The organism is Pectobacterium carotovorum (genome assembly GCA_016415585.1).
GTDB lineage: Bacteria > Pseudomonadota > Gammaproteobacteria > Enterobacterales > Enterobacteriaceae > Pectobacterium > Pectobacterium carotovorum_K.
In genome coordinates, this window is sequence record CP066552.1 from 3887876 (window position 1) to 3903714 (window position 15839).

A 15839-nucleotide genomic window follows, 5' to 3' on the forward strand; every position below is an offset into this window, starting at 1 on the left:
CATCTTTAACAAACAGGTGAGCAACGAGGATGCAGATGCAGCAACGTAAAATAGCGTTTATTGGTGCCGGAAACATGGCGCAAGCCATTATTACCGGGTTGGTCAACGGCGGTTATCCCGCCCAACACATCAGTGTCTGCGCACCTTCGGGTAAAAACCGCGATGCGCTGGCTGCACAATATGGCGTCATCAGCAGCGCGGATAATGTCCGCTGCGCTCAGGAAGCGGACGTCATTGTTTTGGCTGTCAAACCGCAAATGATGGCAACAGTGTGCGAACCACTGCATGAGCAAGTCAACTTCTCCGGTAAGCTGGTGCTCTCAATTGCGGCAGGTATCAGCATTGCCCGTTTTCAGGCAATGTTGGGAGAACCATTGAATATCGTGCGGATTATGCCAAACACGCCGTCTCTGGTCGGCAAAGGCATGAGCGGGATGTATGCCCCCGCCTCCGTCAGTCAGGCAGATAAAGACTTCACCGCACAGCTGATGCAGAGCGTCGGTAAAATTTGCTGGGTGGATAGCGAACAAGGTATTAACGGTGTGATCGCCGCAGCGGGCAGCGCACCGGCCTATTTCTTCCTGTTTATGGAAGCGATGCAGCAGGAATCCATCCGTCAGGGGTTCAGCCAGGCAACGGCTCGCCTACTGGTGCAACAGGCCGCGTCCGGCGCTGCCGCACTGGTTGAAGCCAATCCCGATACGCCGCTATCGACACTGCGGGAAAATGTGACGTCCAAGGGCGGTACCACAGCAGAAGCCTTACGGGTATTTAACGAACAGCAGTTGACGCAAACCGTGGCTGAAGCCATGCAGGCGGCAATTGCTCGCGCACAGGAAATGGAAACGCTTTTTTAACCAAAGCGGGTTCCCCGATTCTTTATCTCATTAAGGAAAAGACGTACTTATGCTCACCCTGACTTTTCTGGTCAAAACGCTGGTCGACCTCTATGTAATGGTCCTGCTGCTACGCATCTGGATGCAGTGGTCACGCAGCGATTTCTATAACCCGCTATCGCAATTTGTCGTCAAAATCACCCAGCCGATTGTCGGGCCACTGCGCCGCATTCTGCCGTCGTTAGGGCCGATTGACAGCGCCTCGCTGCTGCTGGCCTTTATTCTCACGACGATCAAATACCCGTTACTGCTGTTGATTCAGGTTGGCGCGATCTCCCTTAGCCCAATGAACCTGCTGGTCGGGCTCATTTCGCTAATTAAATCCGCGGGCTATCTGGTTTTCTGGGTCATCATCATCCGTTCGATTATGAGCTGGGTCAGCCAGGGCCGTAGCCCAATCGAGTATCTGCTGCATCAGTTGACCGAACCGCTGATGGCGCCGCTCCGCCGCATTATTCCGGTTATGGGCGGCATCGATTTCTCCGCGATGGCGGTGATTCTGATTCTGTATATGCTCAACTATCTGGGCATGGACCTATTCCCGGGGCTGTGGTTCCTGCTGTGAGTGCCATTACCCGCCACGGCGATGCGCTGGTGATTCGGCTGTATATTCAGCCGAAAGCCAGCCGGGATCAGATCGTGGGTTTGCATGGCGACGAACTAAAAGTCGCCATCACCGCACCACCAGTTGATGGGCAGGCCAATGCCCATTTGACCAAATTTCTCGCCAAACAGTTTCGAGTCGCCAAGAGTCTGGTCGTGATTGAAAAAGGCGAACTCGGACGGCATAAACAGATTAGAATTACCCATCCGCAACACATCCCGGCTGACGTCGCGGGCTTCATTGAATAAACACGATTGAATAAATACGCAGGACAAGACGATGCAAAAAGTGGTTTTGGCTACCGGAAACCCCGGTAAAGTGCGCGAGCTCGCCAGCTTGCTGGCCGATTTCGGTCTGGATATTGTGGCTCAGACTGAGCTAGGTGTGGATTCCGCCGAAGAAACCGGCCTGACCTTTATCGAAAACGCCATCCTGAAAGCACGTCATGCGGCACAAATCACAGGATTGCCGGCGATTGCCGATGATTCCGGTCTGGCTGTCGATGCGCTGGGCGGTGCACCGGGCATTTACTCGGCACGCTACGCGGGTGTGGATGCCAGCGACCAGCAAAATCTGGATAAGCTGCTGCTGACGCTAAAAGACGTACCAGACGAACAGCGCCACGCCAGCTTCCACTGCGTGCTGGTGTATCTGCGCCACGCGGAAGACCCGACGCCGATTGTCTGCCACGGTAGCTGGCAAGGAGTGCTGACGCATGAAGCCGCGGGCAGCGGTGGCTTCGGCTATGACCCGATCTTCTTCGTGCCAGAGCTGGGTAAAACGGCAGCGGAACTGACGCGTGAAGAGAAGAACGCACAGTCTCACCGTGGCCAGGCGCTGCGCCTGTTGCTGGATGCGCTACGCAATGCTTAAGCTTCCCCCGCTCAGCCTGTACATTCATATTCCGTGGTGCGTACAGAAGTGTCCATATTGCGACTTCAACTCGCATGCGCTGAAAGGCGACGTGCCGCATCAGGAATATGTCGATCATCTACTGGCAGATCTGGATGCTGATTTGCCGCTAGCAAGCGGTCGTGAACTGCACTCGATCTTTATCGGCGGCGGCACGCCCAGCCTGCTGAGCGCGGAAGCGATGCAGGCACTGCTCGATGGCGTTCGGGCGAGAATTCCGTTAACGCCGGATGCCGAAATTACGATGGAAGCCAATCCCGGTACGGTTGAAGCCGAGCGTTTCAGCGGTTATCAGCACGCGGGAATTAATCGTATCTCCATCGGCGTTCAGAGTTTTGATCCGCAGAAACTGACACGCCTCGGGCGTATTCACGGTCCGGCCGAGGCCAGATGCGCAGCACAGTTGGCGACCGGGCTGGGATTACGCAGCTTTAATCTGGATCTGATGCACGGCTTGCCGGATCAATCGTTGGACGAAGCACTGGACGACCTGCGTCAGGCCATTGCGCTCAATCCACCGCATTTATCGTGGTATCAGCTGACCATCGAACCCAATACGCTGTTTAGCTCGCGCCCACCTACACTACCGGATGATGACGCGCTGTGGGACATCTACGAGCAGGGTCACACGTTACTGAGCGCTGCGGGTTACCAACAGTATGAAACCTCTGCCTATGCCAAACTAGGCTACCAGTGCCAGCACAACCTGAACTACTGGCGCTTCGGTGACTATTTGGGAATTGGCTGTGGCGCGCACGGCAAGCTGACCTTCAACGACGGGCGCATTCTTCGTACGGTAAAAATCCGCCATCCTCGCGGCTATATGCAAGGCGCCTATCTGGATAAGCAACACGACGTCGCCAATGACGATCGGCCATTTGAGTTTTTCATGAACCGCTTTCGCCTGCTGGAAGCCGCTCCACGTGAGGATTTCACCGCGTATACCGGTCTGGAAGAACACAGCATTCGCCCGATGTTGGAACAGGCGCTGGCACAAGGCTATCTGACGGAAACTGCCACACACTGGCAAATCACCGAACACGGAAAACTGTTTTTGAATTCCCTGCTGGAACTGTTTCTGAATGAATAATAGCTCTATTTTTATTCATATCTTTACCTGAAAACAAGAACATAACGCGTTCATTCAAGAAAAATACCTTCACATGGCATGATAGAGGTGGCATATTTTTTGTCGCCTCTATCAGCCCTATCTGTGAGTGATAATCTGCTATATTTCAAACCGAATATATTGGCTTTACCAACAGATGTAACCTCTTGATAACTAATAAGCATCATTAATAAAGCGTTCCTTTCAACCAGTGCTATCGACCGCCTAAAATCGATTTATCATGAGGTTACATTCAAATTGCGCAAAATATTTAGCCATAAGTCGACGCAAAAACAGATATCCCTCCCAATTCCCCCTCGATACCTAAAAAACGCTCTATGATTAAATCCCATCCATGAGCCACACGATGAAATGACAATGACGATATAAAAAATAATTAACTTGATAATAATTTTTATTAAAATAAGAAGTTAATTAAATAATTAAAAGTTAGCGAACTACTAACGTGAAAAACATAACAACAAAAAATAATTAACAAAAAAACATTCATTTTTTAAAACACCACGACTACACTAAAAGGTAATTTCATAAACGAGAATAAATAATTACCCTCATGCATTTATGCGGCAAGCACAATGAGAAAAATAACAATGAAAAACATAAAGTTAAGGTCTTCACCTACCTTTTAATAACAAAGTAAAACATGGATAAAAACTCAAATAACAGAAGCAATTAATTAAAAAAAAGACAAACATTTCAACTAGTTGGGTATTTAAGATGGTATAACAATCACATTATCACCTTTGATTAATAAAGAAAATATGCTTTTCGCTTTCAGGAGAAAAAATCATGGAAAAGAAAAATAACTCATTTGATACAGTAACGAGAAGGAAAGAAAATAAAAAAATTGAGGAAAAAGAAATTTTCGCCATTGTCATTCATTATATAAATGTTTTACTTACCTTTTATTCACAGAAGTCCTGCAATGACGATCTGCTACCAATAAACACTCATGTCAGAGAAGGGATTGTGTCATGTAACGATCGTCATCCCGTTTCAGTTTTGTTTAGCATTGTGTCGCTAACATCTACGTCATCAGTAATGGGAAAATTTTTTTTAATAAAACAGTACACAGGCCGTTTGCTTACATGCAAAAAAAACATCAATTACGGAAACTTATACATTAGATGTAATCAATTCCCACCAGCAACAAAAGTTACAGATAACATCATAAATGGCATAGCGCTTAAAACCACCCACTTACTTCGGTTGAACGAAAAGCAAGGGGATGTATTGCATTTTATTTTTTCGGCATATTGCACCTTGAATTCAAGACGGCAGAGCCATGAAATTAGATCACTGCTCAACATAACATACTGCATGATAATAATTTATATTCACCAGACAACGTTAATTATGAAAACATCGGATTCATAAGGAAAAACTCACTAAAAACCCTATGTAATACTTGAGAGAACATTTTAAAAATAATGGCTCCTTTCTTTATAGATTTTTCTGTAAAGAAAATCAGATTGGCCATCTAAGAAAATAATATAAAAAAAACAATCCTTATGCAAAAATCAACCTAAATACATCAACACATTAACAACAAATTGGTGACAATTATTATGAAGAGAAATCCATTTCATTCTGGAGCAGCATTCCTACGTCGAATAGCGTGGTTGAACATCATTGTTCAACTTATGTTCCCATTACTAAGTGCTTTCACGCCAGCTACAGCTAGTGTAAACATCAGCCAAACAGACATTAATAAAACAGAAAAAAAAACAATATTCACGGAAGCATACATCCTAAAAAAAGGAGAAACGGCATCATCTGTCGCAAAAAAATACAACCTGACATTGGATGAATTACGTCAGCTAAACCAACAGCGTTTTTTTCCTCATACCTTTGCCCATCTTCAGACCGGGGATGAAATTGATGTCCCACAGAGGAAGTCTCCATTTTCAGTAGATAATACAAACAATAAAAATACAGATGCTAGCACAGACAAAAAGCTGGCAAGCCAAGTGTATGCTGGCGCCACTGTATTATCTAATGAAAATGCAGCCAAATCTGGAGAACGGATGCTGCGTTCTACTGCCACGAACCAAATCAACCATTCTGTAGAACAATGGCTGAGCCAATTTGGCACGGCACGGGTAAAAATTAACAGCAATAACAAACTAGACGGTAGTGCTGCCGATATTTTAATCCCACTTTATGATCAGAAAAATGCCATGTTATTTACTCAACTTGGCGCCAGAAACAAAGATAGTCGCAACACCGTCAATGTTGGCATGGGTTTTCGTACCTTCAATAACAATTGGATGTATGGTGTTAACTCCTTCCTTGATAACGACATCACTGGAAAAAACCGGCGAATTAGCCTGGGAGCTGAAGCCTGGACAGACTATCTGAAGCTATCGGCTAATAGCTATTTCGGTATTACCGATTGGCATCAGTCGAGAGATTTTAACGGTTACAATGAACGCCCAGCTGACGGTTATGATATTCGAGCTGAAGCTTATCTGCCCTCTTATCCACAGATAGGAGGAAAACTTATGTTTGAAAAATATCGCGGCGAAAATGTTGCTTTATTTGGCAAAGAAAACCAACAGAAGAATCCTTATGCCGCAACTATTGGCGTCAATTATACGCCATTCCCTTTATTAACAGTGGGAACGGAGCACCGAGCAGGCAAAGGGGGACAAGAAGATAATAACATTAGCCTCCAACTAAACTATAGTTTTGGCAATTCTTGGCAATATCACATCAGCCCATCAGCGCTGGCCAGTCATCGTGCGGTATCTGGTAATCGATACAATTTGGTAGAGCGTAATAATCACATTGTTCTGGATTACCAGAAAAAAGATGAAATTCAACTCACTTTACCAGAAAGTATTCAAGGTAATACAGGAGACACAGCTACGGTTACGGCTAGGGTCACCGGAAAACATGCTCTTGAGCGTATTGAGTGGAGCGCCGCCCCTCTAGTAGCAGCAGGAGGAAAACTCACGTCCACATCAATCAATACCGTTGCTATCACATTGCCGCCCTACCAACACTCAGGAGGGAGTAATACAAACCATTATCAATTAACGGCTTTCGCCTATGATGTTGAAGGTAATCAATCAAATCAGGCAGTAACCGAAATAAAAGTGGATGAACAAGAGATTAGTGCAGCACGCTCAACCACAACAGCCACACCAAATATCCTGCCCGCAGACGGACAAGCAACGAGTTTGATAGCGGTAACGTTACGAGATAACAACAACAACCCAGTTAGCGGTGTTGCCAGCCAACTCGTGCTCTCCACCAATTTTACTGGCAATACAATACAACAGCGCCAAATCACGGCCAATAAAGATATCCACCTAGGCGCGATTACTGAGTCCTCTGCCGGAGTATACCACTCGACACTCACCGCCGGCACTCAGACAGGAATAGTGACTATTCAACCATCCATCAATGAACAGAAACTACAGACCGCAAATGTTAGCTTAATTGCTAATCCAAACTCAGCAGCAGTAACCAGCCTGACGCCCGATGTCACCACCGCACAGGCTGATGGCACAACACCAGTCGACTTCACCGCCGTGGTAAAAGACAGCAGCGGTAACGTTGTACCAAATGCGGACGTTAGCTTTACCACCACTGGCGGTGTGCTCAATAGTCCAATGGTCGCCACCAATGCTAATGGAGAAGCCACCGTCACGCTAACCAGTGCAACGACTGGCAATATTACCGTCACCGCCAGAGTAAACAACAACGCTGCTGACACCGGTAAAACCGCAACCGTGGCCTTTACCGCCAATGTCACCGTCTTCAGCCTGACGTCAAACTCCTCCACCGCGCAGGCTGATGGCACAACACCAGTCGACTTCACCGCCGTGGTAAAAGACAGCAGCGGTAACGTTGTACCAAATGCGGACGTTAGCTTTACCACCACTGGCGGTGTGCTCAATAGTCCAATGGTCGCCACCAATGCTAACGGACAGGCCAGCGTCACGCTAACCAGTGCAACGACTGGCGATATTACCGTCACCGCCAGAGTAAACAACAACGCTGCTGACACCGGTAAAACCGCAACCGTGGCCTTTACCGCCAATGTCACCGTCTTCAGCCTGACGTCAAACTCCTCCACCGCGCAGGCTGATGGCACAACACCAGTCGACTTCACCGCCGTGGTGAAAGACAGCAGCGGTAACGTTGTACCAAATGCGGACGTTAGCTTTACCACCACTGGCGGTGTGCTCAATAGTCCAATGGTCGCCACCAATGCCAATGGAGAAGCCATCGTCAAGCTAACCAGTGCAACGACTGGTGATATCATCGTCACCGCCAGAGTAAACAACAACACAGCTGACACCGGTAAAACCGCAACCGTGGCCTTTATCATCTCCAACGTCGTCAGCCTGACGCCCGATGCCACCACCGCAATAGCGGATAATTTTGCCTCTATCACATTTACCGCTACAGTGAGAGACAATCTCGGTAATCTCGTGTCGAATATCAACGTCGGTTTTACCAACAGCAGCGGTACTCTCGATAGTCAAACCATCGCCACCAATGCTAACGGACAGGCCAGCGTCACGCTAACCAGTGCAACGACTGGCGATATTACCGTCACCGCCAAAGTGGACAACAACCCGGCTGACACCGGCCAAAACGCAACGGTATCCTTTACCGCCGATATCGCCACCGCCAAAGTTAACAGCATCAAGTCAGTCTCTACTGCAGTAATGGGTTCCACAGTCCCTGTAACCGCTACAGTGAGAGACGGTCTCGGCCATCCTGTACCGAATGCAGACGTCAGCTTTACCACCACTGGCGGTGTGCTCAATAGTCCAATGGTCGCCACCAATGCTAATGGAGAAGCCACCGTCACGCTAACCAGTGCAACGACTGGCGATATTACCGTCACCGCCAGAGTAAACAACAACGCTGCTGACACCGGTAAAACCGCAACCGTGGCCTTTACCGCCAATAGCGTCGTCTTCAGCCTGGCGTCAAACTCCTCCACCGCACAGGCTGATGGCACAACACCAGTCGACTTCACCGCCGTGGTGAAAGACAGCAGCGGTAACGTTGTACCAAATGCGGACGTTAGCTTTACCACCACTGGCGGTGTGCTCAATAGTCCAATGGTCGCCACCAATGCCAATGGAGAAGCCATCGTCAAGCTAACCAGTGCAACGACTGGTGATATCATCGTCACCGCCAGAGTAAACAACAACACAGCTGACACCGGTAAAACCGCAACCGTGGCCTTTATCATCTCCAACGTCGTCAGCCTGACGCCCGATGCCACCACCGCAATAGCGGATAATTTTGCCTCTATCACATTTACCGCTACAGTGAGAGACAATCTCGGTAATCTCGTGTCGAATATCAACGTCAGTTTTACCAACAGCAGCGGTACTCTCGATAGTCAAACCATCGCCACCAATGCTAACGGACAGGCCAGCGTCACGCTAACCAGTGCAGCCCCGGGGAATGTTACCGTCACCGCCAAAGTGGACAACAACCCGGCTGACACTGGCCAAAACGCAACGGTATCCTTTACCGCCAATGTCGCCAGCGCCAAAGTTAACACCATCGAGTCAGGAACCTCTACTGCAGCGGTAGACTTCGACCTCGTCCCTATAACCGCAACAGTGAAAGACAATCTCGGCCATCTTGTGCCGAATGTAGACGTCCGTTTTACCACAACACTCGGAAACATCAGCCCGCAAATAGCCACCACTAATGCTAACGGCCAGGCCACCGTCAATCTTAGCAGCGGCACAGCTGGCAGTGTCACCGTTACGGCTAAAGTGGACAACAACGCAAATGATACCGGAAGAGGTACAACGGTGACCTTTATTCCAGAAATCGTCAGGATCATCACCAATCCAGAGTAGTCCCTAAAACGGCGGTGGCACTTTCACCACCGCCGTACAGGACGGTCATAGCTACCTGTATCCAGCATCAATGCCAACGTTGCCACTATCTATAGCACGCTCAGCCAGAAATCAGATATCACCAGCATGAGCAGACCGCTACCATCTCGCTAGCCGCCCTGCGGTGATACCACCCTTCCCACAAGAATGGAGAACATTATGATCGATGCTATCACTGACGCTGTCACCAGCCTGACGGCGAATACCACAACCGCACTGGCAGATAACTTCACGCCTGTCGTCTTTACTGCTACCGTGAAGAATAGTAACGACCATCCGGTCGCGAATAGCACTGTCAGCTTTACCAACACCAGCGGCACGCTCAGCCAGCAAACGACCACCACCAACGCTAACGGAGAGGCCACGGTTTCGCTGACCAGCTTAAATGTTGGCAATATCACCGTCACTGCCAAAGTGAACGGCAGCACGGCTGATGCTGGCAAAAGCGCAACGGTGGCCTTCATCGCCGATGCAGCCACGGCCAAGGTAAACACGCTGACGGCCAATCCAGAGATTGCGCCAGCAGACAACCGCACCCCCATCATCTTTACCGCCATCGTGAAGGATAGTTACGGACATTTTGCATCAGGCCTCAGCGTCAGCTTTACCACCACTGGCGGCAGTCTCAATCATAAAACGGTCACGACCAATGCTAGTGGGCAGGCCAGCGTCAGGCTAACCAGTGAAAAAATGGGTGATATTACCGTGACAGCAAAAGCGCAAAACAGCCCAGCTAACGCCGATAAAAGCGCAACGGTATCCTTTATTGCCGATGTCACCACCGCCACCGTTACCGACATCAAGCCATCAGACGGATCTACAACGGCCAACTTCAGACCCATCCCTATAACCGCAACAGTGGAAGACAATCTCGGCCATCTTGTGCCGAATGTAGACGTCCGTTTTACCACAACACTCGGAAACATCAGCCCGAAAATAGCCACCACTAAGGCTAACGGACAGGCCATCGTCAATCTTAGCGGCGGCACAGCTGGCAATGCCATCGTTACGGCTAAAGTGAACAACAACGCAAATGATACCGGAAAAAATACAATGGTGACCTTTATTCCAGACATCGACAGACCCATCCCCGCTCCAGAGTAGTCCCTAAAACGGCGGAGGCAGATAACCTCATCCCCGCAACTTTCACCACCACCGTACAGGACGGTCATAGCTACCTGTATCCAGCATCAATGCCAACGTTGCCACTATCTATAGCACGCTCAGCCATAAATCAGATATCACCAGCACGAGCAGACCGCTACCATCTCGCTAGCCGCCCTGCGGTGATACCACCCTTCCCACAAGAATGGAGAACATTATGATCGATGCTATCACTGACGCTGTCACCAGCCTGACGGCGAATACCACAACCGCACTGGCAGATAACTTCACGCCTGTCGTCTTTACTGCTACCGTGAAGAATAGTAACGACCATCCGGTCGCGAATAGCACTGTCAGCTTTACCAACACCAGCGGCACGCTCAGCCAGCAAACGACCACCACCAACGCTAACGGAGAGGCCACGGTTTCGCTGACCAGCTTAAATGTTGGCAATATCACCGTCACTGCCAAAGTGAACGGCAGCACGGCTGATGCTGGCAAAAGCGCAACGGTGGCCTTCATCGCCGATGCAGCCACGGCCAAGGTAAACACGCTGACGGCCAATCCAGAGATTGCGCCAGCAGACAACCGCACCCCCATCATCTTTACCGCCATCGTGAAGGATAGTTACGGACATTTTGCATCAGGCCTCAGCGTCAGCTTTACCACCACTGGCGGCAGTCTCAATCATAAAACGGTCACGACCAATGCTAGTGGGCAGGCCAGCGTCAGGCTAACCAGTGCAAACATGGGTGATATTACCGTGACAGCAAAAGCGGGGACCAATGATATAGGGAAAAGTAAAGCGGTGACTTTTACCGACAGTCAAATCACCGCTATTGTCACCTCGCTCGATGCTCTTCCCACAGAGGTCATTTCATCCTTTGATACCCGAAGCAGCACCCTTGTAGCTACCGTAAAAGACGACAATGGCCATCTTATATCAGATATAGAGGTCAACTTCACAGCCTCCGGTGGCACACTCACTCTGACACAGGCCAAAACTGACAACAAAGGGCAGGCAGTATCAAAGTTGTCAAGCCAGGAAGATGGCGCTATGGCTGTAACAGCAAAAGTGAGCAAAAACGCAGAAGATGCGGGAAAAGATGTGACAGTGTCCTTTATTTCACCCTGCTGGGAAGACGATAACTTAGCATGATGAGGAATAAATCAAATTCAGCATTAAGTGAAATAGTCAGTCTTTCAACATTGGCCGTGATACCTCTGACTTAAGACATGGCTTAACGCTGGAAAAGTTAAAAAATCCGTAATCTGTCAGGGATTACGGATTTTTTATATTGCTCAATCGGTTAACGCTTACTGGCCCTATGGTTAGCTTAAAATCTGTACATCAAAACGCCGACAGCATATCAATATGCGGAATGCCGTCTTCGTCATATTCCTCGCCGGTCGTCACAAAGCCAAACACGCCGTAGAACGCTTGCAGGTGAGCCTGCGCGGACAGGAAAAGATGCTTTTTCGGCCAGTGGCGTGCGCAGGCAATCAGCGTGTGTTCCATCAACTGGTGCCCCAGATGTTGCCCGCGGGCATGCGGCGCGACAATCACGCGTCCAATCGTCACCACATCGTTGTTCGGATGGGGAGCAAGCAACCGAGCGCATGCGGCCAGCTTGCCGTCACGGTACGCCGTAATATGGCGATTACCGTCCACCAGATCGCGGCCATCAATATCCAAATAGGGACAGGTTTGCTCGACCACGAATACCTGATTGCGCAGCGCCAATATGTCATGCAGTGAATACACGTTAAGGTCTGCCACATCCCAGTCATGCCATATCAAACTCATACCTTTCCCCATTACACAATGTATTCATTACACGATACGTTTATTCTTTACCTACGCCGACGGAACGATCGCGGCGCTTAGCCAGAATCAGCCATGTCCACAGCAGCGCAATTGCCAGCGCAAACAATGCACCAAAGCCAATCCCGATGGTGATGACCGACACACCCAGTTTCACCACCAGAGAGTAGAGCCCCAGCATTAACAGCATAGCGCCGTTCTCACCCAAATTCTGTACGGCGATCGCATTCCCCGCCCCGACGCTGGCTTTCCCACGCTCCTGCAACAGCGCATTCAGCGGGACAATAAAGAACCCACCCAGCGCCCCCAGCAGAATCAGCAGCGAGTAGGCGCTCATGAGATTATGCTGAAGCGTGAAAATCACCACTACCACGCCGATGAGGAACCCCGCAGGCAGGCAGCGCCGTACGCTATCGAGTGTTACCAGCTTAGCGGCCGCCCCAGCCCCCACCACAATGCCTACAGCGACCATCGCGTTAAGCAGCGTTGGCGTTGCATTGTCGGTGATGCCGAGCGCATGCGGCACCCACAGCACCAGCAGAAAGCGCAGCGTCACGCCCGCGCCCCAGAACATACTGGTGCCAATCAGAGAGAGTCGGGCATCGCCATCGCGCCACAGCACCCGACAGGCAGAAAAGAAGCTGCTCGCCATCTGCACCGGATGCCACGGCTGCCCTGGTCGCGCCGCGTTGAGACGAGGAATCAGCATGTTCGCCCCCAGCGCTATGCCGTAAGCCACCGCACAAACCGACAGCGCCCCGTAAATGTTCCAGTCCGCCAGCACGCCGCCAGCGACGGAACCGGTCAGGATCGCCGCAATCGTCGAGGCTTCCATCAGACCATTCGCTTTGACCAACTGGTCGCCGCGCGTGATCTCCCCCAGAATGCCGTATTTCGCCGGTGAATAAGCGGCAGCGCCAATCCCCACCAACGTGTATCCCAGAAACGGATTCCCGCCCACGCAAATCAGCAGCGCCCCCGCCAGCTTCAAGGTATTGGCGAACATCATCACCTGCCCTTTGGAGAAGCTGTCCGCAATTTGCCCGACAAACGGTGCCAGAATGATGTACGCGGCAACAAACCCCATCTGCAAGAATGGCTGGCTCCAGTCGGGATACACCAACTGTTTGATCAGCGCTAGCGTGGCAAACAGCAGCGCGTTATCGCCAAACGCGGAGAAGAATTGCGCGATAATCACCGCGCTCATACTGCGCGACAGCAAAGGCGTCGCGGGTTCAGTCTGTTGACTCATGCATTCGGCTCCGATGCGTTAGTTACGGACTCTTCGGCCATGTGGCGCAGCGTGACAAAGTCAGGCTTGCCGCTGCCGAGTAGCGGTAAGGCTTTCACATAGCGAATATCGCGCGGCACCGCCAGCTCCGGTACACCGCTGCTGCGTGCCTGTGCAAGCAATGCGTCACGGGTTATCTGGTTGTCCGTCGTAAACAGCACCAGCGCTTCGCCTTTGCTGCTGTCGCTTTTCGCACTAGCCGCATGCTGCGCTTCCGGCGATATCTTCACCGCCAGCTGTTCCACGCTTTCCAGCGACACCATCTCCCCCGCCAGTTTGGCAAAGCGCTTCACGCGGCCGATGATGGTGCAGAAGCCTCTTTCATCCAGTTCGACAATATCGCCCGTGTCATACCAGCCCTGCTGCAACTCGCCCTGTGCGTTTTCTGCCGCCGGCGCTTCAAGCACGCCGGGGTTTTCCACCCGCAGATAGCCTTTCATGATATTCGGCCCGCGCAGTTGCAGACGGCCACCGCGCGTGATGCCCGGCACCGTAATCAAACGCGATTCGATTTCCGGCAACAGCTTGCCGACGGAATGGATTTTCGTTGCCATCGGCACGTTGATCGCCACCACCGGCGCGCATTCGGTCACGCCGTATCCTTCCAAAATGCGGATACCAAATTTGTCCTGCCAAACCTGACACGTGGTTTCAGACAGCTTTTCTGCCCCCGCAACCACATAGCGCAGACGAGCAAAATCATACGGATGGGCAAAGCGCGCGTAGTTGCCTAAGAACGTTGACGTTCCAAACAGCACGGTGCAGTTCTGGTCATAAACCAACTCCGGCACAATGCGATAATGCAGCGGGCTGGGGTAGAGAAACACGCGAGCGCCCGTCATTAGCGGCGTTAACAGCCCCACCGTCAGGCCAAACGCATGGAACAGCGGCAGCGCGGACATAAAGCGGTCGCGCGGCGTGAAATCCGCCACCGTACGAATCTGCTCAACGTTCGCCAGCAGGCTGTCATGGGAATGCACTACGCCTTTTGGATTCCCCTCGGAGCCGGAGGTAAACAGCACGATAGCCGCATCGTCAGGTTTCTGCGGCAGCATCGCGCGGGCAGGAAACAGCAAATGAAACAGGATCCACAGCTTATCGGTAAGCGTCACGGTGTCTTTCAAATCTTCCAGATAGACCCAGTTGGCCTCGCTAACCTGCTTCGGCAAATCCGTCAGCTTGCCCTTTTCAAGAAACTGGCGAGACGTGACGATGGTTTTGATCCCCGCCGCTTTCATCGCGCTTTGTAGCCCTTTCGCACCCGCGGTGTAGTTCAGCATGGCAGGAATACGGTTACGCAGCGATGCGCCCAGGATGGATGCGGCGGTGATGGTCGCATTGGGCAACAGCATGCCGACATGTTCATCGGCGCGGGTGAAGCGCTGCAAAATGCGCGACACGCCCAGCGATTTTTTCAGTAATCCCTGATAGCTGTCTTCGTTGAAGGAGATATCCGCAATGCTGGGGGAGCGCCGTCCATAACGGGTTCTCGCCGCCAGAAAGGCCTGATACAGCGTGTGCTGCGGGCGCGTATCCATCCGCGCCTTCATCATAATCTGGTGCAAATGCTCACCGGCCAGTGCGCGGCGTTCTCTGGCACTGCTGGCTTCCGGCATCGGCAATGTAGTCGGAGGCAAATAGGTGATCGTAATCTGCGGGAGGCAGCGGCGTTTAAAGACGCCTGCCAGACGACCAAACGGCGTGAACTCTGCGCCATCAATGCGTACAGGGATAATCGTTGCACCGGATTTCGCCGCGACAAACGCCGCGCCGCTGTAAATCTTCATCAGCGATCCGGTGACGCTGATGCGCCCTTCTGGGAAAACCACGACGGGCTGACCGCGTTCGATCACCTTGATCAGCCCCTTGATCGCCAGCGGCTTGGTGGGATCTAACGGCACGAAATCGATATAAGGCTTCAGCCAGCGCATAAACCAGCGATCGGAAATGGAAGAATACACGGCAAAGACGGGTTTTATCGGTAAAAATAACGCCAGCAAAACGCCATCAAGGAACGAGACGTGATTGGGGGTGATGAGCAATTTAGATTGCTGAAACTGGCTGCTGTCGCCCTCGATCCGGATGCGGTACAGACGCTGGAACACCCAACGTAACAGGGTATGAATCATGCCTTCTCCCAATAGACAGATAAACGGGCAGCTTGCTGAAGCGCAAAAACCACCAAGCGATACG

12 protein-coding genes are annotated in these 15839 nt (G+C 51.0%); 9 read left to right on the top strand and 3 right to left on the bottom strand.

Going from position 1 to position 15839, the window contains the following annotated elements:
* Positions 1–35: 35 nt before the first annotated feature.
* From JFY74_17400 to JFY74_17440, 9 genes are all read left to right on the top strand, one after another.
* Complete coding sequence (locus JFY74_17400; protein ID QQG27826.1) at positions 36–857, top strand: pyrroline-5-carboxylate reductase; 822 nt, start codon at positions 36–38, stop codon at positions 855–857.
* A 49-nt stretch (positions 858–906) separates the two neighbouring features.
* Positions 907–1461 carry a YggT family protein gene (locus tag JFY74_17405; GenBank protein ID QQG27827.1) on the top strand — a complete coding sequence of 185 codons (555 nt, stop codon included), beginning with the start codon at positions 907–909 and terminating at the stop codon, positions 1459–1461.
* Positions 1458–1748: a YggU family protein gene (locus tag JFY74_17410; GenBank protein ID QQG27828.1), complete on the top strand. Its 291-nt coding sequence runs from the start codon at positions 1458–1460 to the stop codon at positions 1746–1748. Before JFY74_17405 ends, JFY74_17410 begins: the two co-directional genes overlap by 4 nt.
* Positions 1749–1779: 31 nt before the next feature.
* On the top strand, positions 1780–2373 hold the full coding sequence (locus tag JFY74_17415) for an XTP/dITP diphosphatase (protein ID QQG27829.1): 594 nt from the start codon (positions 1780–1782) through the stop codon (positions 2371–2373).
* Entirely contained in the window at positions 2366–3502 is a 1137-nt protein-coding gene (gene hemW / locus JFY74_17420) for a radical SAM family heme chaperone HemW (protein QQG27830.1), read from the top strand. The genes JFY74_17415 and hemW overlap by 8 nt, the downstream gene beginning before the upstream one ends.
* A gap of 828 nt (positions 3503–4330) precedes the next feature.
* The gene (locus tag JFY74_17425) at positions 4331–4918 is read left to right on the top strand and encodes a hypothetical protein (protein ID QQG27831.1); all 588 of its coding nucleotides are present in this window, start codon (positions 4331–4333) and stop codon (positions 4916–4918) included.
* 191 nt (positions 4919–5109) lie between these two features.
* A complete protein-coding gene (locus JFY74_17430) occupies positions 5110–9387 on the top strand; it encodes an Ig-like domain-containing protein (protein QQG27832.1) in 4278 nt (1425 codons plus the stop codon).
* Between the two features lie 198 nt (positions 9388–9585).
* Positions 9586–10530, top strand: a complete 945-nt coding sequence (locus JFY74_17435; GenBank protein QQG27833.1) for an Ig-like domain-containing protein — start codon at positions 9586–9588, stop codon at positions 10528–10530.
* Positions 10531–10747: 217 nt separating this feature from the next.
* A complete protein-coding gene (locus JFY74_17440) occupies positions 10748–11689 on the top strand; it encodes an Ig-like domain-containing protein (GenBank protein ID QQG27834.1) in 942 nt (313 codons plus the stop codon).
* 192 nt (positions 11690–11881) lie between these two features.
* On the opposite strand, the gene JFY74_17445 is transcribed toward JFY74_17440, so the two are convergent.
* The 3 genes from JFY74_17445 to aas are packed head-to-tail and all read right to left on the bottom strand — an operon-like array spanning position 11882 to position 15775.
* Positions 11882–12337 (bottom strand): GNAT family N-acetyltransferase, encoded by a 456-nt coding sequence (locus JFY74_17445; protein ID QQG27835.1) that lies wholly within the window; start codon positions 12335–12337, stop codon positions 11882–11884.
* Positions 12338–12377: 40 nt separating this feature from the next.
* A complete protein-coding gene (gene lplT / locus JFY74_17450) occupies positions 12378–13607 on the bottom strand; it encodes a lysophospholipid transporter LplT (protein QQG27836.1) in 1230 nt (409 codons plus the stop codon).
* The gene (gene aas, locus JFY74_17455; protein QQG27837.1) at positions 13604–15775 is read right to left on the bottom strand and encodes a bifunctional acyl-ACP--phospholipid O-acyltransferase/long-chain-fatty-acid--ACP ligase; all 2172 of its coding nucleotides are present in this window, start codon (positions 15773–15775) and stop codon (positions 13604–13606) included. Before aas ends, lplT begins: the two co-directional genes overlap by 4 nt.
* Positions 15776–15839 lie beyond the last annotated feature (64 nt).